Here is a 22,299-nt window from a genome sequence, read left to right as displayed (position 1 = left end):
GGGCTTATAGCGACCTTTATCAAGCCCTATCAACAAAACACTATGCCGTATAAGCATCACTACCACTATCTTCAGGCTGAATTAAGCGCTATATTCATTTATAGGCCTCGCCAGAGATCATTTCTCCAGCGAATAGTGTCTTTGGTGTAGGCCTTCACTTCTTACTTTCTAGTGCTAAGCTTAATCCTAAACCAATCATAACCACCCCTGTAAGCCCTTGTAAGGATTGTTCAACTCGCTTTCCTATTCCCCGGCCTTTCAACCCGCATATCATGACAGTCAAAGCGCAGAGCCAAAGCATTCCAATCATGAAATGGATAGCAGCCAAGCCTAACGACTGCATTAATAAATCGGAATCCGGGTTAATGAACTGTGGCAAGAACGCCATATAGAACATAACTGTTTTAGGATTCAGCACATTCGACAACAAACCTTCTGTTAAAGATTTTCTCCAAGTAAAGTTCTGCCCCTTAACGGGTGTTACTCCGTCAATGATAGGCTTACGCAATGTGTATAAGCTTTGTATGCCAAGCCAGACTAAATAAAGAGCACCCGCCATTTTTAAAAAACTGAATGCCCAAGATGACTGCAATAGGATGACAGAAATACCAACAGCTGAGACTGTTGCGTGCACAAATAAACCACTGCAAATCCCAAGACTACTGACAACACCGTCCTTCCACCCCCCCCTGTTGCTATTCCTTAGTACCAACAGCGTATCAACACCCGGGGAGATTGTTAACAACGTAATTGCTACCAAAAATGCCATAAATTGCGCGTCTGCCATTAGACTTCTCACGATAACTAAATTAATAAAATATACGCTCGCTACCCTCTATGGAAAAGGATGCAGCACTCTTTTGGTGTTTGCCTGTGGTATTATACTGCTCAAAAAATTATAGCAGGTATTTGCTAATGGCTATCTCACTTCAAGATCAGTTATTAAAAGCCGGTCTGGCCAATAAACAACAAGCAAAAAAAGCAAAAGCTCAAAAGAAAAAAGCATCCAAACAAGATTTAGCTACTTCTAGTGCAGAAACACAACAAGCTCTAGACAAAGAACGTAAAGAAAAACTAGAACGAGATAAGGCACTTAATAAACGCCGCGAAGAAGAAAAAGCTAAAAAGGCTTTAGAGTCTGAAGCTCGACAATTGATAGAACATCACAAAATTACAATCAGTGATAAAGCAGAGATAGGCTACCGTTTTGTCGATGGTACGTTGATAAAAAATATTTATGTAACGCCTGATTTACATAATCAACTTGCACGCATGCAGATACTCATTTGTAAGCTAGATGAAAAATACTATTTAGTACCTTCTGACATTGCGGATCGAGTTGAAGCACGCCAGCCAACATGGGTGATTCGCCTGAAACCCGAAGAACAGCCTGAGCAAGATGACCCGTATGCAGATTACGCTATACCTGATGATTTGATGTGGTAGTTTTTATACCTTCCTACTAGGTACTCACACGCCAAGCCTTAATCGTTAATGCAACCTAAGCACTGAACGTAAAAGGCTTGTAAACCCTTTTATATCCACTATATAGCCCAGTCTGGTTTTTCTTGCTGGCCCTTAAGGTGCGTGATCATCTGATCATAAGCCAACGGTTTAGTGAAAAAGTACCCCTGGCCTAAATCACAACCATACACACGCAGTAACGCTAGCTGATCCTCGTCTTCAATACCTTCAGCAACTACTTTCAATCCTAGTTTATGCGCCATGGTAATCACAGTATGTGTTAACGTTGCATCACTACGATTTTCAACCATATCCATTATAAAACAGCGATCAATTTTGAGTGCTGATACAGGAAAGCGAGTTAAATAACTCAGCGAACTATAGCCTGTGCCAAAATCATCAATACTCAGAGACACTCCCAAACCTAGGAGGTCATTCAGGACTGGCTGCACTTCTTCTAACCGCTGAGCTAACATTGATTCAGTAATTTCTAGTTCAAATACACTCGGGTTTATACCGGTATCTTGAATAACTTTCCTGACCGTACCCACAATGTCCGAATTTGTTAATTGAGACATAGAAACGTTTACAGCAATCGCAAGGGGTTGGCTGGCATGATTCTGAAACTTTTGTAAGTCACGACAAGCTTCATACAAAGCAAACTCACCCAATTGGTCTATCACACCGATTTCTTCAGCCGCAGAAATAAACTCTTCAGGACTAACAAAACCTAACCGTGGACTCTGCCAACGCATCAGAGCTTCAAAACCATACACCTCACCAGAAGATATTCTATTTTTGGTCTGGTAAACCATGTACAACTCTTTATTAACCAATGCATTTCTGATTTCAGACTCTAACTCAACCTTGCGTTTATTCTTATCGTCCAACTCTTGGCTAAAGAAACGGTAGCAGCGCCTACCTTGGTTCTTTGATTCATAAAGCGCTATATCCGCATGCTTTAATAAACTAGAGACATCATCGCTGTCTTCAGGGTAACGAGATATGCCGATGCTAACGGAGATAAATAATTTTTTAGCCTCCAGTAAAACGGGTTGTTTCATAACATTCATGATTTTATCGGCAAGAGCAATTACATCTTTCTCGCTATCAAAAACAATGGATACTAAAAACTCATCACCACTCATGTGGCAAGCAGTGCCTTCCTTAGCAACAGTTTGCTGCAATCTAACAGCTACGAGTTGTAGCATTTGATCACCTAACATATGACCAAACGTATCATTTATTTGCTTGAAATTATCTACATCCATGTAAAGTACAGCGACGCGCTTATTTTCTTGCCATGCTTTTTTTACAGATTCTGTCAGCAGTTCATTTGTGCGCCGCCTATTCGGCAATCCAGTTAGCGCATCATAATTCGCTTGCTTAAATAAGCGAACCTCAACCTGTTTTCGTTCAGTAATATCTTGAGTCACAATTACATGGTTTGTTACACGGCCAGAATCATCTGTCATTCCACTAATAGAAAAAGAAAACCATTGCTTCTGCTCTTTTGCACGGCGTTCGCCGTACCAGTTCGTACCATGTAATAAATTCTCAGATATTGTTTTTACATCATCCTTTAGCAAACTATGAGGGAAGTGCTCTAGAAGCATTTGGCCAGTGCTTAATTTATCTAATGACCTTCCACCATCGCTCAAACGATTATTAGCATACTCAGTCAACCAGTTTTCATCGGTAACAATGACGCTGCTTGGGCTTTGCTCTATCGCCCGAGAGAGCTTAAAGACATTATGCTCGGCAACATTTCTGGCAGACTCAAAACGAGATGCGCTAGTCAATATCACTCGAAACACAATAAGTCCGAGAATTAGAAAAGTTAACACTGCTAAAGCGACAAACTTCATCCGTTCAAACCAACGAGAGAATAAGTCAGCACTTTGAATCCCACTTACTATGTAGAAACTGTACTCTTTGATAAAGCTAGCTGTAATGAGCAATTTTTCATCTTGATATTGCACATCACGTGTTTGCCACTCGCCTGCTTTGGTGGTGAGTTGGGCTAACGTTTTCAAAAAACCATCTTCAACTTTCAACGAGACGAAGCTTTGCCAAAAGGTATCTGATTCGGGGTAAGATATATAAACACGACCATCATTACCTATAATCATAGATCGACGTTGGCTTTCAGCCTCTTCTGCTTCTTGCCATATGGCATCATTTCCTAATAAACGATAAGCCGCTACTACGTAACCTGTTTTAACGCCCTTTTCATTAATGATAGGTTTACGAACAGGTAGTATATTTTCTCCTACAAAAGTGGGCCTAAAGGGCCTACCTATGGTCGATTCACCATGATCAAATAAGTCTAACCACTCAAGTGTGTGAATGTCGCCTGTGGTCGACATAATTACACCCTGACTATCTATAATGGCAAGAACTCGCATTTGTGGCGTAGCCCTCAGCACATCGTTGAGTCGCGTTTGAATAAAACTATCAGGGTTGCTTGTAACGGTAATGGTCTTTGCTAACTCATCAAGTAAGGATTCCTGATGCACGAAAAAACGTTCAACAACATTCATCAAACTTTGATTATGGGGAGTTAACGACTCATAGGCCTGCTCTTTAACATTACTCCAAGTAGCATAACTGAAGGCAAAAAGAGCAAGCAGCATTAGTAGTGACAACAAGCCATATAGAAGCTTAAACCAGCGTGCTGTTTTACCATTAATCTCTTTCATTCACGCCCCATCATCCATGGCTACTGTTCTCATACATCTTATATATTACGGTATGAAATACTAAAAAAATGATTACATACTTTTACGATAATTAGGCCAAGTCTACTATTCATACTTAGCCGTTAAACGGTACATCATCTATATGCAATTGTAGCTGTTAATACCTTTTTTGCATTGTCAAAATAGCATATCCAAATTATGAAAAGTAATTCCAGCCACTTTCATGTTTTTAAACAATACAGATCCTGCAAAGACTTATAATTTTTCACGACCCCACAAAACCATTTTACACGTCAAAGCTCCCTTGGAGCAGCGAATAAAGCAAAATATTAGATTTCTTGTGCAATACACCGATAATCAACAACAGTCACCTTTTCAACCATAACTTTAGTTAATGGGAATACCATCAATTGCATTCTTGCTGCACCTACACCTTGCTTTAAAGGCGTTCGAATACGCCCAGCTTCCTGAATAGGTTGAGCTTCACCATTACTCAAATGCAATAGCACTTCAGACTCACAACGTACCTCTGCTGCACTTTCACTTAATGGCCCCATGACTGTAAAATCAATATCGAGCATACAACTACTCACACCATTTTTCTTTGCATTTGGTAAACACTTCAAATGCGCACCTATTGATTCGGCTTTCATGGCAATATCTTCTTGCCTGCTTTCACTTTCCTGCTGAAGGAAAGTATTATGCATCCAACCTTCAATCTGGCTGCCATTACTGTGCAGGAAAAAAATATTTGCCCAATCACCCTGCTTCTTTATTACAAGAACTTGCGCATCTTTTTTAGCTTGAGCTAATACTGGAAAAGTTTTTCCGGGGCCCGAGCGAATATTTATGGGTTCATCTGTCACACGATAATAATCCAACGCACTAGCATTAGAGCTAATCAGAAATAAGCTAAGAAACATAAAGATAAACTTCTGACGCATACATACCCTCTCTAAACGTACCATATTCCGCTAATTTCTATATTTCATCCAAGATATATTCCGGAACTTCAAACGATAACTTTCACCACTGATAAGTGCAAGTATTAACACCCTAAGCACTAAACTCCTCGATCTCGAAATGCGACAATACGTCGCATGGTCGACTAAGTGCATAACCTCTAAAATACTGACAATTGAGAACTCGAGATGACAGGAAGTAAAGTTATTAAACACATTAAAGTACTGGTGGGGATCGCTTTCTCACTTGGAATATTAGTATGTCTTTGGTTGCTTCCGGATATGCTTGAAAAAAAACAGTCGTCCAAACTCCTTACTGTAGCTGAACCATGCAACCTACAACACTCACATTGTAGAGCCACACATGAGGAAAAAAGCATTTCGCTTAAGGTGACCCCCCCTTCAATACCGTCCATGGCGCCACTCACCTTCACTGTCACATTAGATAACATCCAAGCGAAGACAGTCATATTAGAACTTAAAGGTAAAAAGATGTTTATGGGAATTAATAAAATACCCCTATCACCGTTACCTGACGGAATCACGTGGGAAGGAACAACAGAGCTCGCCGTTTGTGTAACAGGAACGATGGTATGGTTAGCCTCAATTCTCACGTACGCCGACGCAACTGCAGAACCTAATAAAGCCACTTTTGAGTTTGAATCACCATGAAACACCGCACTCTTTCAACATTACGCTTACTGCTCGTACTCACCGTTTTAATGCTTATTGGTTTAGCCGCTATTTTTGTATTAAGACCACAAACCATCAATAGCGATAATATCACGACCCTCGGCGGCGACTTTACACTAGAGTCACACGCAGGCCCGGTTTCTTTAAGTGACTATAAAGGAAAGGTTGTGGCTTTATATATTGGGTACGCTTCATGTCCCGACGTCTGCCCTACAGCTCTTGCTGTCATGACTCAGGCATTCAAAGGACTTAACGAGCAAGAAAAAGAGAATGTTGCAGGACTTTTTATTAGTGTAGACCCCGATAGAGATACTCCAGAAAAACTAGAAGCGTATGTTAAATTCTTCAGCCCTATGCTCACAGGCATTACTGGTAAAAAATCCGATATTGATCAAGTAGTTAAACAGTATGGCTCTTTCTACCGCATTGTAGAAATGAATGACTCTGCTATGGGTTATGCAGTTGATCACTCATCAAGAATCTACCTCATCAATACAAAAGGAAAGCTATACAAACCTTTATCGCATAACAGCTCGCCGGCTGATGTGTTGCTAGAAATAAGAACTCTGCTTGCTCAGAAATAACAGGAAAGTGTCATGAAAAAAGTACTACTATCAACCATATTATTACTAAGCTCTCAATTGGCCACAGCCGAAGTGCATATTGACGGGGCCTATGCCCGTGCCGTACCTCCTGGTCAGATGAATAGCGCAACGTTTATGCAAATTACTAATGACGATGAAAAAGGCCTTAGCCTAGTCTCTGCTACAAGTGATGCAGCAAAAAACGTAGAGCTGCATACGCACATACAAGATAACGGCGTCATGCGTATGAGACAAATTAACGAAATAAAACTGCCTTCAGATCAGAAAGTTACATTACAACCTGGTGGCATGCATATTATGATGATTGGATTGACACGTAACTTACACGCCGGTGAACACATTAACCTTTCATTGACTTTCTCAGATGGATCACAAAAATCTCTGCAGGTTCCTGTCAAAAAAATCATGCCAATGGGTGGCAAAAAAATGATGCATAAGCACGCCACAACAGCAGAATAGATAAGTAAAGGAAGGTGAGTAGCTTTCGCAATTATGAAAGCTACTCAATACATAGAAGATCTAGCTAATGTAATGTGTAAAAACCAAACCTACATTAAGATTTGGCAAAAAAGTAGGCTAAGTGCACCAACACAAAGACTTATAGAAATCTAAATCGAAGAAAAGTCAAAGCACTCCGAACTTATGTAATCAGGAGTACCATAGAAATGACTGAGCTTGCTTCGTAGCTGCTCTGCCCTCTCAGGCAAGCCTTGCTTTCTATAGATTCTAACCTGAGCAAATACTGCCTGCTTAAATTCAGAAGCATCTGTCGCTTCACCATTCAAGTTATCCGCACTGATATGAAAGTGATATCCCGCTGCAACTGATAGAATCCATTCAATAGCCTGAGGTTTAATCTCAACTTGCTCAAAGATTTTCTGTTGCTCAGCAGTACGCCCATCAGGCACGTACCAATAACCAAAATCTTCTAATTTACGCCGCTCATCTCCGGCAATAAGCCAATGCGATATTTCATGTAAACCGCTGCTGTAATAACCATGTGCAAAATAAATTGCATGATAATCTCGTTTTTCATCAGCAGGTAAGTAGATAGGCTCATCCCCGCCTTTAACTAAACGAGTGTTATAGGCATCAGCAAAACACTCATTAAATAGAGTGATCAAATCGCGATAAAGGTGGGGTGCGTTACTCAACTAAATCTTTCCTCTGTGCCTATTGAAGCATTAACCATGTATCTTGCTTTAACCACCAGGATTGCCCTGTAGCTTGGTCTACTCGTGCAGCAACATACCCTTTTATATCCTTGTCGGCACGTAAAAGTTGGATGGTGAAGACAGACGGCAACACCTCTTCTGACTCATTCAGCAGGTTCCATTGTCCCTGATCCGCCAACCACGACTCACCGCTAAAGCGGTCATAGCGGATCAGTACCCACTCCCCTTTTGCCGTATAACCAGAAACTAGCTGATATTGTGCATCAGTACGTTTTATCAAACTTTTTAATTGTTTTGTTAGTTGCTCAAGATCTGGGGCTTCTTGGGTTGAACTAATAGAACCGCCTATATTCTCAGAGACTATTTTTGCCGACTGATCAGACAACATTTGCGCGCGAGCCAGCAGTATTTGAGTCGTTTTTCTCAACTCAGATGTATCTGCTTTAATTTGAATGACCTGCTCTTGCATTGTCGACAGTTGACCGGACAGATACTCTACATTCTCGGCCCTAGTTGCTTCTAATTGAGCGGTATTAGGCACAACAAGTGGTGTTCGTTTTTCAACTTCTTCAGTTGATGGTGGCGGTGGTGCTTCTGCAGCAGGCTCAGGGAGAACAGCGGTTGTTTGGCAACCTGCGATCAAGAAGCACAATACAGGCATAATTATCCAGGGCTTAAATACCACAACATCTTCTCCATTATCAGTTTGCTGGCTATTCTAAAATAAACGTAGCAAAACAGATATAACCTATCGATGCAGCGATTCACTTTTCATCAGGCATTTTACAAGCAGACGTTAAAGTGAAAGCACCATAAGAGCTAAGCAATAATGGTGCCGTCCTTTCTATACAGGGTAATCAACTATCCCTGGGTTGCCCGCAATATTTTTCAACTTTGGTGTATTAAGTTTATCAATACTGGCCACTTTACGGTCTTTTAAATACTCAGCCACAACATCCCAAATGTCGGCTCCCTCAGATCGCGCACCGACCGTTGCCCATCCACTGACTTTATATGATTTATCAGCATCCACTTTTTCGCCATTATCTAGTGTCATCTCGCTAATACGCCTCCCAATGGTTTCAGCCGGATCACAAACATAATCAAAACCTCCAACACGCACCATATCCCCACCGGACTGCAAATAAGGTTCTGGGTTGAACAAGTTATCTGCCACATCTTCCAAAATGAGTTTCAGCTCAGAGCCTTTCATCTCACGAACATAAGTCTCGGGGTATGTCAGGCACGTCTGATCCAACACATGCTCCATCGTTACCATTTGGCCTTTTAGTACCGTTGTCCCCCAACGAAACCCTGGTGATAAGGATATTTGAGCATCATTTACCTTTCGTAGTGCGTCGCAAATAACCTGATCAAAAGTACCGTTAAAGTTTCCTCGACGGAACATCAGCTCATCAGCAGGTGCTAACTCTTCAGTTAACCAAGGTAGATAGGGAGCACGGATATCCGTGATTAACTTCGCCATACTCTCATCTGGTGCTAATAACTCAGAAAAGACTGGCATTAGGCGGTAACGGAAATCTTGCACCTTGCCATCCCGTATATCTAGATCCATAACACCGACAAATTTACCGTTTGAGCCAACATTACAGACTAATGTTTTTCCACCATTATTTTTTACAATCGTCGGTGTTGGAATGCCATCATGAGTATGCCCACCCAAGATCACATCGACACCCGATACCCGGTTTGCCATCGCAAGATCAACATCCATACCGTTATGCGAAATAACAATGACAGCATCAACATTGTCATTTTCGCGGATGTGATTTACCTGCTCCTGTAATCGATCGTCGTATATATCAAACGTCCAGTCAGGGATAAAACGAGCAGGATTAGCAATTTTTGTCCGAGGGAAGGCTTGGCCGATAATGGCAATGCGCACACCACCTATCTCTTTTATGTTGTACGGCTTAAAGACATGTCCTGAATCCTCATCATGTATATATTCATCCGCACCATCGAAAAGAGCATCTTCAGTAACAAACACATTTTGCGCCAAAAACTCACCATTAAAGGCTTTAATATTCTTTAGAATCTCCTCTTGATGATAGGTAAACTCCCAGTGCCCCGTCATGAAGTCCACACCTAACTCATTAGCTGCCTGAACCATATCCATGCCGCGAGTCTTGTAAGAGGTACCTGAACCTTGCCATGTATCCCCACCATCCAACAATAATGTTTTCTCTCGTCCATATGATTCCCGTAAGCGCTCTACCAATGTTTTAATATGAGCAAAACCGCCTACTTTCCCATATTTAACGGCAGCTTCTTCGTACTGTAAACAAGAAAAAGCATGCGCTTCTAAAGAGTTTGAATTGATTCCAAAATGGCTTAACAACTTGTCCCCAACAAGGTGAGGAGCTTGTCCTTTAGCCGCTCCCATACCCAAATTGACATTAGGCTCCCTGAAATAAATAGGCAGTAATTGTGCATGACAGTCAGTCATGTGCAACAAACGCACATTACCAAAATTAGCGACTTCATATGGGTCTACAGATTGCTTGGAGGCAGCAAAACCAGTAGAGGGTAAAACACCTGCAGCACCTGCAAGACCTAAGAGCTGAGCAAACTCACGGCGTGACATAGACATAAATTTTCACCTTCAGGCAAAAAAATACCCGCAGCAGCACTGCCACTACAGGTACTTTAAAAGACATATTATTGAGGAACTGAAAGGTGCCAGTTATTCTCAGCGTAAGCGTGTTGCTCCAAACCAATACGAGCGTGGTATTTAGCCTGTGCTGCTAGGTCTAGAGCTTTACGGTAATCTCCACTCACCATAGCGGCTTCAGCATCTTTAAGGATCCCCTTTGTAAGCTTCCATTCAAAACCAACGTTAGCTACTTCTGCATTTTTTGCTTTAGCTTTGGCAATTAAGTCTTCTGCATTTTCTTTTGTCGCAGCAACGCGAGCCTCAACTTCTTCTAAGTGATCAGTAGAGTACTGTTTGCCGGACCAAGTAAAGGTATAGCCTTTTCCGTGCATAGCACGATTCATGTCAAATGCGTCATCAAAAGTCTCTGCCATTGCTGCAGCAGGAAGGAACACAACAGTAGCGACAATCGCTATCAATTTCTTCATCTTTGCCTCTCCTATTTACGTGAACCAGGACCATTCACAACAAGACCGTTGCTCATGTATGTCTGGAAATACTCAAGATTCCGAAATGTCTCATGCTGCATACCTAAAGGCTGAGAGCGACTGTCTTTATGACAGCCTTTATAGCGACGATGCAAAGTGCCTAACTCACCCCACTTTGAACGAAATACAGGAAAATGGCTTGTATGCCCTAATGAAGGGCTTGCTAAATCTGCACGTATACGCACATTTGAACCTTGTACATGACAATTTGCACATGACAGGTTCAACTGACCACGTTTTGTGTAAAAGAATTTTTTACCATCTAGATAAGCGGCAAGCGCTCCCTCATCACCTTCAGGAATTTTTATATCGAACACGTTATCGCGAGAGGTCCATGCCATATAAGCAGAGATCTGAGCAATAGGCCCTTTGCCCCACTTCAATGGCTTCTCACCATTGCTTTCGCGACATTCGTTTATTTCTTGTTCTAACGTTTTTACAGTGCCGGCTTTTTTATCCCAATAAGGGAAGTTTTGGCGTATACCAATTCCCCCTTTTTCAAAACAATCTGCATAACCTTTACCGTTAGCAAACGCTGTCTTAAATAGGCGCTCTCCCTCTTCAACATCAAACTCATAAGGAGGGAAAGATTCAAGGTCTTCCCATTGTGTCCTTGAGTCAGCATCTACTGCGTAGATACCATTAACGTAGTCCGCCAACTCTGCATCGGGAAAACGTTTTTTAAAGAATTGTTGTAGCGCCATTCGATCAGCTTCTGGGTTGACAGAGGCTAACGTTGTGCCGGGTTGTGCTGAAAAAACCAACTGAGTACTCATTAAAAGACTCAGACCGATTGTAATATTTTTTATTATTTTCATTCGCTAATACTCCACCCTTTACCGATGGGTTAAGCAGACCCACTTAAAGGCCTAGCTTTATTTATTTAATAGCTGCTAACTCAGTACCTGTCTTCCCAGAGTTCTCAGTCCACGTCATCGACAATTCATCCCCACTCGCACCGCCATCAAAAGAGAAGGACAAATAAGGGTTTTTTGAGATTGCAGGCCCTAAGTTCGCTTCAAACACAACCTTGTCTGCGTACTTAACCGTCAGGTTCTGTATGAATAGTGCTGGAATTAGCTCACCCGTTTTTTTATCTTTGCGCTGCCCAGATTCCATGATGTGCTTAGCCATTAATTTGACTTTGGTTTTACCGCCGGACGCTTTTGCTTTTACTTTTAACATTTTCTTAGCCATTTTATGTCTCTCCAATCCGTATTAACCGCCACATCCGCCGATAGTAACTTTTACTTCTTTAGCCGCGCTATATAGCTTGCCATTGGCTTTTACAACAGCCGTAACTTTTGTTGTTTTCCCCATACGAACACGAGTAGATACATCTGCCTTTGTGCCAACAGGAATCATAAACTCTGCTGCTAGTGGTGATGGATTACCTTCAATAAAGATACTCATTGACTCAACTCCAGACATCGATGAAGTTACGGTGACAGGAACAACTGCACCATTTTCTGCAATATCAGGCGCTTTTAAATTTACTTCAGCACTCTCTTCAAGCCCATCAGAACCAAACAAAGCTTTCATAGCAGCTGTTTGCTCTTTTGCCTCAAATGCTTCTTTGCTCCATGCAGCAAGTGCAATACGTGGCATTAACACACTAGCACCCATCAATGCACCACCCATTGCAATGGCCTTAACCACAGTACGACGATCTATACTCATTTCTCTATCCTCTTACACACCCTAGGGGTACATCAAAATTGGTATATATATTCAACCACTGCATCGATCTCTTCTTCAGACAAGATCCAATGCTTGCCAAGTGGTGGCATAATAGTGATTGGGTTATTTTTACTCGCATCCCAAACCTGCGCACGTAGCATGCGTTTATCAGGAAAGCGCTGCGCCATAGCAACCATAGGAGGCCCTTGGTTACCAGCAAGGTTCGCATCAGGATCATTGATCTGGTGACAAGAGATACAGTTACCTCTTGATTTACCCATATAAACAGCTTTACCTTCAGCAACGGCTTCCTGAGTCGTCATCGCAGTGGCTGGTGTTGTAACTATTAAAGCTAACAAACCGGCTGCGCACATAGATGTGGTCAATTTGCGCATTCTTATCTCCTCTGAACTGTCTTTACTGACAGATTTTATTATTGTTATGCAGCACAAGCGGCTTATGCAAAACCTTAGAAGCTTCGTATTATTTGCTTGCCTCAACCATATAGTTGACTGCCTCTTCAACCTGCATATCGCTTAAATCTACACGCCCTCCCTTCGGCGGCATGATCCCTGTGGCACCACCAAACCCTTTAATAGCGTGTTCAACTAACACTGAAAGGCCTTGCTTCACCCTTGGAGCCCATGCTTCGATATCACCCAATTTTGGCGAACCGGCTATACCTGAGCCATGACAAACTTTACACGCATTATCAAACGTTTCTTTACCGGCAAGCGCTTTATCAGACAGTTTTACGGTCTCGCTTCCCGCCGCTTCTTTTGCATCTTCACCTGTTAGCGCAGCCTTGCGAGCATGTGCTTTCTCTCGCTCTAAATCTTCTTGTCCTTCATGCGAAGCAGCAGGTGCATCGGCCCCTTCTATAAAGTGGCCAACGGGTGTAATCCCTTTGAGAGTACCCTCAATTGTCATCTTCGAAGGATCATTACACGCCTCCATACAACGAACATTTTTAACATCAGGGCGAGGGTCTACAAAAAAACCATCTTTATTGGGCATTTCAACTTGTGAAAGGTTTTCGTGCGTTAACACAAAATCTTCATCAACAAGCTCATTAAGATAAAGCACATATGCTGTCAGTTGATATGTCTGCTCATTCGTTAAGGAGCGCGGCGCAGTAAACGGCATTGCCCGACGAATATAGTCATACAAGGTAGACGCATAGGGCCAATAAGAACCCACTGTCTTTGTTGGCCTCTCTTCTGTTAGCGTTCCTACACCGCCAGCAAGTACCGGCCAACGAGCTTCCCCCTCCCCAAATAGGCCATGACAAGTTGCACAAAGTTGTTCATACAACACTTCGCCATCTTCTACACTGCCCTTTCCATTGGGAAGACCTTTACCGTCAGGGCGAATATCAATATCCCATCCGGCAATTTCTTCAAGAGTAGCTGTTTTACCAAAACTATATTTCTCTGTAGCAATGGCTGTAAAAGGGACCAGTAAAGCAGCACCCACTATAGATATAAGAAGAGTTTCTTTAAGAGATCTGAACATTAGTGACCTCCCCGTTGGCCGCAACTTTCCATGTATGAATTGAGTTCTTGTGATAAATAGAATTACCGCCACGTGCTTCACGCAATTGCTTCAGTGTCGGTTGCACATAGCCCGTTTCATCAATGGCTCTTGCCTGCAACAACCACGGCTGACCATCCCACTTAGTAACCAAACTAAAACGGGTGAGGGCTTTATCTAAAACAAGGCCTTTCAACTTTGCAGGTGTCCAGCTTATACCACCATCAAATGAGACATCGACTTGTTTTATTTTTCCCCTACCAGACCAAGCAACACCTTCAATTTCAATCACACCACTGTTCTTGATAGGGTTCTCTGGGCATGGATTAGTAATAACTGAATTAGTTTCTTGAACAAATGTAAACTTGCGAGCACGCCCATCTTCCATTAAGTCAGTGTATTTGGATGTTTCTTCGCGGTGGTACCATGGCTTATCACCAATTTCTAAACGACGGAGCCATTTGACAGATGTATTCCCCTCCCATCCTGGGTTAATAAGGCGAAGAGGATAACCTTGCTCTGGACGTAATCGCTCACCATTTTGTGCATATACGACCAGTGTATCGTCAAGCGCTTTTTCTAGAGGAATAGAACGGCTCATATGTGCACCATCAGCGCCTTCAGCTAAAATCCATTTACCCTCAGGTTGAACACCCACTTCCTCTAAAAGTGTGCGCAGAGGTACACCTGTCCACTCGCAGCAACTCAGCATGCCATGAGTAAACTGCAGCGCTTCCATTTGAGCACCTTTCCACTCCATTCCGCCGTTAGCGGGGCATTCAATAAATTTAATTTCGGATACGGATGGAAAACGCATCAAATCATCCATCGTAAAAATAATGGGTCTATCGACTAAGCCATGAATCATCAAACGGTGTTCTTCAGGGTTAATCTGTGGCACACCTGCATGATAACGTTCAAAAACGAGACCATTAGGGGTAATAATTCCTTTTAAATCTTGAAGAGGCGACATTGAAATAGAAGAGATAGATTCGGCAGTTAACCAAGGCACTGTGCGACGAACAACATGTTTTTCATACTTGGAAGGCAGCCCGTACGGAAATTCAACAACACCATGTCCAAGCATTTTCCCCCACGAAGGCTCCAGTGGAGGAAGATTCCCCTCTGCCATCGTTTTGCCAGCAACCATTGTCGCTGCAGCACCACTTAGAGCAACCATCCCTTTTCTTAAAAAGTCTCGCCTTTCGTTGATCGATAGTCCATCCGACTCTTTTGCAAGCTGTGCCATCAACTCACGAGTTCCGGGTCTCTTGATTATCTTGGACATTACACCTCCAAATGATCTTGCCAAATTTTTACTTATTATTTTGTATAACCCGTATATGTTCGTTTAGCTCTACTGACCAATACTGGTCCGCTCTATCGTAAAAATTTAATAATTCGAGGGTGCCTAGCTACCACACTACTTATTATTACTTTTTAGAATAAGCATATAATAAACATATAACATTAGAATATCCTAAATCAAAAACATGACAAATGACAAGCTACATCGAATATTTCTAATAAACAATTTGTCTAATAAGGGCCCGCTGATATAGCGACTTTAATTTGGAGAATTTGATAGGGATTTTTAGAAAGGAGCGAAGAAAAACTAATATTGAGAGTATAGAGCAGCAAATCACCTACAGAAAAAAGAAAAGACAGGCAAGATACCTGTCTATAAAAGTTACTTAGCAGTGCTTCCATTTAGGTTTACGCTTGTTAACAAATGCATCAATACCCTCTTTAGCATCGTCAATCATGATATTTTCGGTCATCACTTTGCTACAAGTCACATATGCCTCTGCTAATGATTGTTCTTTCTGCTCATAAAATGCTTTTTTTCCTATAGCGAGAGTTTTACGAGACTTACTTGCTATAAGTGAGGCCATATCAAGTACATAGTGGTCCAGCTCGCTATCAGAAATTACTTTATTAATAAGTCCCATTTCTTCTGCACGAGTAGCATTAATAAGCTCTCCTGTAAGCAACAGTTCCATTGAATGTTTTTGAGACACAACACGAGATAACGCAACCATTGGCGTTGAGCAAAATAGTCCAATATTTACGCCCGGGGTACCAAATCGCGCAGACTCTGCTGCATAAGCTAAATCACAACTTGCTACTAATTGACAACCTGCCGCCGTAGCCACTCCATGCACTTGCGCTATAACAGGAACGGAAAGGCTCACTATGCGCTGCATCATTTGGGAGCACGTATTGAAAGTACATTCATAAAAAGGTTCTTCGCCAGCCTCAAGCATTTCTTTTAAATCATGCCCTGCACAAAAACCTTTGCCTTCGCCTTTGATAATAACTGCTCGAACAGACATGTCTTCGTCAATGGAATTAAGCTCATTGATCAAAGATTCCATTAACTTCAAAGAGAGACTGTTATATGAAGTAGCTCTTGATAAAATAAGGGTAGTGACTCCATTTAAGTCGATACGCTGTATTAGTTCACTCATACAAAAAAGCTCTCCATATAAGATATAAAATTAGGTATTTTTGTACAGCTAGTACTACCGTTGCGTATTGCCTTCTTTTAGCATTTCACGCACTTGCCAAGTAGACAACAACAATGAAGCCAAGCTAGCATACAAGTTGACAAGAACGAGTGCCTCATCTTTTCTTTGATTGGATACATGGTCAGTAGTAATGCTCGCGCAATCTATCGTAAAGCTATCGATAGCACCAAGTGTTTCGCCACAACTTGTCACCAACTTCTGTACAACAAGATGAAACTTGTTGCCCGGCGAGAGCAATAACGACCGCTCTGTTAACGTCACCAATGCAGATACATTATGTTGCTGAGGATCAGGAACTACTTTCAAGTGCTTCAAGAGTTGATAGCATAAATTTTCAACCAATAATTTCATTTGCTCAGTAGCTGTATCAGGGCTTTTTGCAATTAAGTCTAAAGAATCACTCCATACTTGGTGCAATTTTTTATTATCAATTTTTGGGTAGCCGGAACCTACCGAATCTTTATCCTCATTACCTGCAGGCGCTATCTGGTCAAGAAAGATTTGGAATTCATCAACCACATAAGCTTTTCTATCCTCATGCGAAGCATAATTGTATCTCATGCTATGCCACAACCCAGACAGGTCCTCGTGCTCAACAACTAAACTAGGTAAAATTTGGCACGTCTCAGCCAACCCCATGAAGTAGTGTCTGAGTTTATGGTAATCAGATTCATTTACATTACGCCCGGTTACATGGGCAATGAGTAAATTCCTCAGATAGACAGCTCTTGGGTGAAGCTTACTGTTATTACCGCTCATATTCCCTCATGAGGTTGAAAACGCTGAACAAACGTAAGAAGAACACCACATTAATATTTCATTTCTTAGCAATAGATGAATTTATGGAGGTTCTTTGACAATAGTTTATCTGACCTGTTTCACAGTGACAGAAAGCCCCCATCAGAACAATGTTTTTCACGTTCACTCTTTGGTTATACCGATAAAATATCTATCATTTCTGGTGCAGAGTCCACTTTAGGTGCTTGTATCATCGAAGGACCTATTCCGTGACGATAGCCAACTTCTAAAGATTTAAAGTCGAAAAGTGCAGGATCAGCCAAATGCGATGGAACAACATTCTGCAGGGACCGAAACATCGTTTCAATTCTTCCGGGAGACTGTTTATCCCATGTATTGAGCATCTCTTTAATAACTTGACGCTGCAAACCGTCCTGTGAGCCACATAAGTTGCACGGAATAATAGGAAACTCTTTCAGAGCAGCATATTCTTCGATATCTTTTTCTCGAGCATATGCCAATGGTCTAATCACCATATTCTTTCCATCATCAGACACAAGCTTTGGTGGCATGCTTTTTAATTTCCCACCATAAAACATATTTAAGAAAAATGTCTCCAAAATATCATCACGATGGTGACCAAGTGCTATTTTTGTAGCACCAATTTCTTCAGCAAAGCCATATAGTGTTCCCCGTCGCAATCGCGAACATAGCGAACACGTAGTCTTTCCTTCCGGTACAACAGACTTTACAACCGAATAGGTATCCCGTTCAACAATATGAAACGGAACATCAATTGACTTAAGATATGCCGGCAAAATATGTTCTGGAAAGCCTGGCTGCTTCTGATCAAGATTAACCGCGACCAACTCAAAAGAAATAGGCGCGCTACGCTGTAAATTCATCAATATATCTAACATAGCGTAGGAGTCCTTACCACCCGATAAGCACACCATCACTTTATCGCCATCTTCAATCATGCTGAAGTCTTCTATAGCTTTACCCATCTCTCGACGTAATCGCTTTTGAAGTTTATTCATGCGAGTTTTGATCTTTTTATCCACACTTACGTCACTATCAATTTGTTCAGTCATCAGCTAGATATTCATTGGTTGCATTAAAAGAATGGAGTATAACCAAAATCCACATATCTCCCTACTACAAATAAAAAAGCCCCGGAGCTAGTCCGAGGCCAAAAAGAATCAATAACTAATGTAAATTAATCAACTATCAATTTACCGCTACCTAATAGGTCTTGAATTATTTGCTGATCATTTGTAAAGCTTCCTATCAAATCGGTGTTTTGGAAAATGATAGTCTGATCTTCTGCCCCAGCATTATAACCTCCAGAAAACCCTCCATTAGAACTGACATGGGCAACAGTATCGGCACCAACTTGCTCAAAGTGCAAATAGTTGAGCAATGAATTTAGATCACTCGCATCTTCACCCTGCAAAAGATCACTTAGATCTAGTACATCACCACCACTATTAGCGGCAACAGAATCGAAATCGGTGATACGATCGACTGAAGGGCTTCCACTTACGCCTTTATCTGCCTGCGACCACTGGAATATATCAGCCCCTAAATCTCCACTTAATATATCGTTCCCTGAACCACCTACAAGTAAGTCATTACCTGAACCACCTTCTAAAGTGTCATTACCCGCGCCACCAACAAGATGATCATGACCAAGCCCGCCAATCAGAATATCATTTCCATCACCACCTTCGAGGATATCATTGCCAGCAGCCCCATCTAACTCATCATTACCCGCCAACCCGACTACTCGGTCATTTCCAGCGGTACCGATAAGGTCAGTATTATTGGTTTCATCTCCAGCGATAGTGTTACTAATTGTCCGCAAAGTTAACGTAGTACTAGAACTGTCACCATTAGTATCAGTTAATGTGTAACCTATCTCTACCGGCGCAATTTCAGTTGCTGATGCATCTATTAATACTGGATCAAAATTCATTGAGAACATGCTTGCGTAAGCATCACTAGACGCCGTAATTTCAATACGACCAACATTGCTGTATTCAGAGGGCAACTGGAACTGAGCTTCCGTATTACTGTAATACTGACCTAACAACGAACCATCAATATGGTAAACAGAATATGTTAATGCTCTTGATCCACCCAAAGAACTGTTACTGTTGTCAGCATTAAAGCCAATATTAGTCACACCATTGGGGTATAAAGAACGGTCAAAATTAAGCACCAATGTTTCAAGATTATCAATACGTGAATTATTATTACCCCCGAGAACACCTACTCCATCAGATGTGGTTCTCACACCTGAATTGTCGGTCGTAAGATCACGATCAATACCTGTCATTATCACACCAGAATTAGTAAGACTGGTTCCAGTAGCATTAGTATTATTAAACTGCACATTAACAGTGGTATCCGTAGGCGCTGACGGTATATCTGCAGTAGGTGGCGTATATTGATAATAGCCATCAGTATTGAACACTAATGAACTCCCATCAGTATTATGCGACCAACTCAAACTTCCGCCAGAGATGCTATAGCTATAACCAGCACCACTTCCCGATATATTCGCCGCCAAATCAAATATTTGTCCTTCAAAAGTAATTGAACTCACTTTTGCATCATCTACAGCAGCATCAACACCTGTACCCTGCGGTGTAAATTCAGTAACTTTACTGCCTAATGCCAACCCTCCATCAGTTCCTAAGCCCGTAATTACATTGCCTTCGAATGAATCATGGTTACCAAATAATGTATCCATATCTGCATTTGCAATTGGTTGACCATCAACCACATTAAACGTAAGTGCGACCGCAGGAGTCACATCTCCATCACCATCCTCTGCAACAAATGTCACAGCAAAGCTATCACCTTGTGCTGCTGTGCCACCCGTAAAGTAAGTGTAATCTGCCGTACTGAAATTGAACGTCAACGCGCCATACTTAAAGCCAGAAGAAGCATCTAAAGTCAGTAAATCACCGCTTAATGGGAAGCCTGTAAGGAAAGTACTATTCTCACTAATTAAACCAGTCGTATTGTTATAGCTAAAGGTTACATCTTGATCCGATGTACCATCCGCATTGCTATCAAGGCGAATAGTAATCTGTTGAACATGCCCTCCATCAGCTCCCAAAGCGCTATTTACGTTACCGCTGCCAACAAGGTTGCCTCCAACAGCGACAGGGATAGTCGAGATAAGCGTATCTTCTAGCTGATTAAGGTCAGGTACAATAATTGCTGAATCGACAGATCCATCCAAATCTGAATCGACATTATGAATAGAATCTAATGCACTTGTATCTGAAATCCCTGTGCCAACCCCAACGCCATAGGACTTAATACTATTAGCAGCAAGGAAGGCATCATAACCTGACGCACCAACAGGGTTAGATGTATTACCAGATGTTGGCACACCATCAGATATAAAATAGACCAAGTTTTCAACTGAATTATCGACCGAACCAAACGCTGATTGAGTAGCGTCCAAAGCGCTCTCGTAGTTAGTACTACCGCTACCATTAATGGAGCTAATAGCACTGACTGCTGAAGCTTTGTCAGTGTAGGCGACATTACTATTTAAAATGTTAGCGCCATCTGAAAACGTAACAAGCTTAATAGATACATTTTGAGCCTGATTAAAGTACTCAGTTACCAACCCGGCCATTGCCTGCTTAGCAAGATCAAGCCTTGTGTTAATAGTAACGGAACCATCAGCATTAATTTGACGAACTTGACCACCATATTGCGCCTGCGACATACTACCAGACACATCTAAAACAAGAACGATATTATAGTCTGGCAGTGCATCCTCTGTAACATTAACAACACGGTCAAACGCGAGAGGCTGATCATCAGCAACATTAATATGTATCGAAGCAGAGGTCGTATCAGATGTGTACGTGAATGAATCAGTAACACTCAGGTCATCAGCAACCGCTGTATTATCCCCTGGACTCGTTAGTGTATAAGTATAGTCACCAGCATTTGGCCCCGAAGAATCAACAACCAATGAACCAAGGCTTGTATCTATTCCAATATAGCCAGCTCTGGCATCAGCATCACCTGCCCCGCCATCAATTACTCCATTGACGTTAGAAACAGAAGAGCCTCCACCATCATTAGCCAGAATATTTCCTGACGCTACTGTAGTACCACCTCCCGTTCCATCAGTAAGAGCACTTTCATGTACCGTGGCTAAATCATCTACTGGATCAACAACTGTGAGATTTACAGTTGCTGTAGAAGTTTCACCATCATCATCCGTCAGTGTATAAGTGAAACTTGCTGGCCCAGCAACAACCGGCGTATAAGTCCATGTTCCATTTCCATTATCGACAAGTGCACCACTACTCACATTACTAACATTACTAATAGTTGCATGGTCGGCTAAGGTATCATTAGAGAACAGTTGGCCCTCTGTAATAGTAATGGGAGTGCCAAGTAACGTAGTAAACGCATCATCAGCAGCAACTGGAGCGCCATCATTCACTGGCGCTACATTTACAGTGACAGTTGCAGTACTAACATCCCCGTTTAAGTCCGTGATGGTATAAGTAAAAGAGTCCGCCCCACTGAAATTGGCAATAGGTGTATAGGTAAATGTGCCATCAGCATTAACTACAATAGTTCCATTTGACGCACTCGTTGCTAACGCCCAAACATTGCCGCCGTCATCACTTTCAGTATCATTCCCTGCCAAACTTGCGGAAACAAAAGAGTCTTCAACGACATCAATAACGTCATCAACTGCAATTGGAACATCTTCAATCGCTTCGATTACTAAGTTGACTGTCGCAGCATTAGACGTGTTGCCTTCATTATCTTGGACGGTGTATTCGAAGCTGTCCGCACCGTTGTAGTTCAGATTAGGCGTGTAGGTCACGGTGCCGTCTGGGTTTACCACGACACTACCGTTGGTAGGACCACTGGTCAATGTCACGGTGGTCACATCGATGTTGCCATCAGGATCAGTGTCGTTACTCAGGATCGTTATCGTCACTGGTGTGTCTTCAGCGGTGCTACTACTGTCGTTGATCGCTACCGGTGGCTCTTGG

21 protein-coding genes are annotated in these 22,299 nt (G+C 42.0%); 4 read left to right on the top strand and 17 right to left on the bottom strand.

Annotation, left to right across the window (positions count from 1 at the left end; all coding sequences use genetic code 11):
* Positions 1 to 154: 154 nt before the first annotated feature.
* The gene (locus QZZ55_RS13110) at positions 155 to 787 is read right to left on the bottom strand and encodes a LysE family translocator (protein WP_293267790.1); all 633 of its coding nucleotides are present in this window, start codon (positions 785 to 787) and stop codon (positions 155 to 157) included.
* Between the two features lie 128 nt (positions 788 to 915).
* On the opposite strand from QZZ55_RS13110, the gene QZZ55_RS13105 reads away from it, so the two are divergent.
* On the top strand, positions 916 to 1,446 hold the full coding sequence (locus QZZ55_RS13105; protein ID WP_293267789.1) for a DUF2058 domain-containing protein: 531 nt from the start codon (positions 916 to 918) through the stop codon (positions 1,444 to 1,446).
* Between the two features lie 98 nt (positions 1,447 to 1,544).
* Here the strand turns inward: QZZ55_RS13105 and QZZ55_RS13100 are convergent, their stop codons facing one another.
* Both QZZ55_RS13100 and QZZ55_RS13095 read right to left on the bottom strand, forming a co-directional pair.
* On the bottom strand, positions 1,545 to 4,166 hold the full coding sequence (locus tag QZZ55_RS13100; protein ID WP_293267788.1) for an EAL domain-containing protein: 2,622 nt from the start codon (positions 4,164 to 4,166) through the stop codon (positions 1,545 to 1,547).
* Positions 4,167 to 4,495: 329 nt separating this feature from the next.
* Positions 4,496 to 5,110: an SH3 domain-containing protein gene (locus QZZ55_RS13095; protein ID WP_293267787.1), complete on the bottom strand. Its 615-nt coding sequence runs from the start codon at positions 5,108 to 5,110 to the stop codon at positions 4,496 to 4,498.
* Between the two features lie 207 nt (positions 5,111 to 5,317).
* Here QZZ55_RS13095 and QZZ55_RS13090 point away from each other — a divergent pair, with 207 nt between their 5' ends.
* From QZZ55_RS13090 to QZZ55_RS13080, 3 genes are read left to right on the top strand one after another with little or no spacing between them, the layout of a single operon-like run.
* Positions 5,318 to 5,800: a hypothetical protein gene (locus QZZ55_RS13090; RefSeq protein WP_293267786.1), complete on the top strand. Its 483-nt coding sequence runs from the start codon at positions 5,318 to 5,320 to the stop codon at positions 5,798 to 5,800.
* Positions 5,797 to 6,405, top strand: coding sequence for an SCO family protein (locus tag QZZ55_RS13085; protein ID WP_293267785.1), 609 nt, complete (start codon positions 5,797 to 5,799; stop codon positions 6,403 to 6,405). The genes QZZ55_RS13090 and QZZ55_RS13085 overlap by 4 nt, the downstream gene beginning before the upstream one ends.
* Positions 6,406 to 6,417: 12 nt before the next feature.
* Positions 6,418 to 6,885: a copper chaperone PCu(A)C gene (locus tag QZZ55_RS13080; protein WP_293267784.1), complete on the top strand. Its 468-nt coding sequence runs from the start codon at positions 6,418 to 6,420 to the stop codon at positions 6,883 to 6,885.
* A gap of 149 nt (positions 6,886 to 7,034) precedes the next feature.
* Here QZZ55_RS13080 and QZZ55_RS13075 read toward each other — a convergent pair whose 3' ends face one another.
* The 14 genes from QZZ55_RS13075 to QZZ55_RS13010 all read right to left on the bottom strand — a co-directional run.
* On the bottom strand, positions 7,035 to 7,580 hold the full coding sequence (locus tag QZZ55_RS13075; RefSeq protein WP_293267783.1) for an elongation factor P hydroxylase: 546 nt from the start codon (positions 7,578 to 7,580) through the stop codon (positions 7,035 to 7,037).
* Between the two features lie 19 nt (positions 7,581 to 7,599).
* Positions 7,600 to 8,286, bottom strand: coding sequence for a hypothetical protein (locus QZZ55_RS13070; RefSeq protein ID WP_293267782.1), 687 nt, complete (start codon positions 8,284 to 8,286; stop codon positions 7,600 to 7,602).
* A gap of 159 nt (positions 8,287 to 8,445) precedes the next feature.
* Positions 8,446 to 10,215 (bottom strand): thiosulfohydrolase SoxB, encoded by a 1,770-nt coding sequence (gene soxB / locus QZZ55_RS13065; protein ID WP_293267781.1) that lies wholly within the window; start codon positions 10,213 to 10,215, stop codon positions 8,446 to 8,448.
* A 68-nt stretch (positions 10,216 to 10,283) separates the two neighbouring features.
* A complete protein-coding gene (locus QZZ55_RS13060; RefSeq protein ID WP_293267780.1) occupies positions 10,284 to 10,706 on the bottom strand; it encodes a hypothetical protein in 423 nt (140 codons plus the stop codon).
* Between the two features lie 11 nt (positions 10,707 to 10,717).
* Positions 10,718 to 11,584: a sulfur oxidation c-type cytochrome SoxA gene (gene soxA, locus QZZ55_RS13055; RefSeq protein WP_293267779.1), complete on the bottom strand. Its 867-nt coding sequence runs from the start codon at positions 11,582 to 11,584 to the stop codon at positions 10,718 to 10,720.
* A gap of 61 nt (positions 11,585 to 11,645) precedes the next feature.
* A complete protein-coding gene (soxZ, locus tag QZZ55_RS13050) occupies positions 11,646 to 11,963 on the bottom strand; it encodes a thiosulfate oxidation carrier complex protein SoxZ (RefSeq protein ID WP_293267778.1) in 318 nt (105 codons plus the stop codon).
* A 21-nt stretch (positions 11,964 to 11,984) separates the two neighbouring features.
* Complete coding sequence (gene soxY / locus QZZ55_RS13045; protein WP_293267777.1) at positions 11,985 to 12,446, bottom strand: thiosulfate oxidation carrier protein SoxY; 462 nt, start codon at positions 12,444 to 12,446, stop codon at positions 11,985 to 11,987.
* Positions 12,447 to 12,478: 32 nt separating this feature from the next.
* Complete coding sequence (gene soxX, locus QZZ55_RS13040) at positions 12,479 to 12,841, bottom strand: sulfur oxidation c-type cytochrome SoxX (protein ID WP_293267776.1); 363 nt, start codon at positions 12,839 to 12,841, stop codon at positions 12,479 to 12,481.
* A gap of 88 nt (positions 12,842 to 12,929) precedes the next feature.
* Positions 12,930 to 13,961, bottom strand: a complete 1,032-nt coding sequence (locus QZZ55_RS13035; RefSeq protein ID WP_293267775.1) for a c-type cytochrome — start codon at positions 13,959 to 13,961, stop codon at positions 12,930 to 12,932.
* Positions 13,945 to 15,267, bottom strand: coding sequence for a sulfite dehydrogenase (gene soxC, locus QZZ55_RS13030; protein WP_293267774.1), 1,323 nt, complete (start codon positions 15,265 to 15,267; stop codon positions 13,945 to 13,947). The genes QZZ55_RS13035 and soxC overlap by 17 nt, the downstream gene beginning before the upstream one ends.
* A 406-nt stretch (positions 15,268 to 15,673) precedes the next feature.
* On the bottom strand, positions 15,674 to 16,450 hold the full coding sequence (locus QZZ55_RS13025) for an enoyl-CoA hydratase (protein ID WP_293267773.1): 777 nt from the start codon (positions 16,448 to 16,450) through the stop codon (positions 15,674 to 15,676).
* 54 nt (positions 16,451 to 16,504) lie between these two features.
* Complete coding sequence (locus QZZ55_RS13020; protein ID WP_293267772.1) at positions 16,505 to 17,269, bottom strand: hypothetical protein; 765 nt, start codon at positions 17,267 to 17,269, stop codon at positions 16,505 to 16,507.
* A gap of 173 nt (positions 17,270 to 17,442) precedes the next feature.
* The gene (ttcA, locus tag QZZ55_RS13015; protein WP_293267771.1) at positions 17,443 to 18,342 is read right to left on the bottom strand and encodes a tRNA 2-thiocytidine(32) synthetase TtcA; all 900 of its coding nucleotides are present in this window, start codon (positions 18,340 to 18,342) and stop codon (positions 17,443 to 17,445) included.
* Between the two features lie 125 nt (positions 18,343 to 18,467).
* A partial coding sequence (locus QZZ55_RS13010; protein ID WP_293267770.1) for a tandem-95 repeat protein occupies positions 18,468 to 22,299 on the bottom strand: 3,832 nt, incomplete at its 5' end.

Origin of the sequence: Neptunomonas sp., assembly GCF_016744175.1 — a bacterium.
Classification (GTDB): Bacteria; Pseudomonadota; Gammaproteobacteria; order Pseudomonadales; family Balneatricaceae; genus Neptunomonas.
The sequence above is the reverse complement of the archived record's forward strand: the minus strand, read 5'-3'. Positions and strand labels throughout refer to the sequence as shown.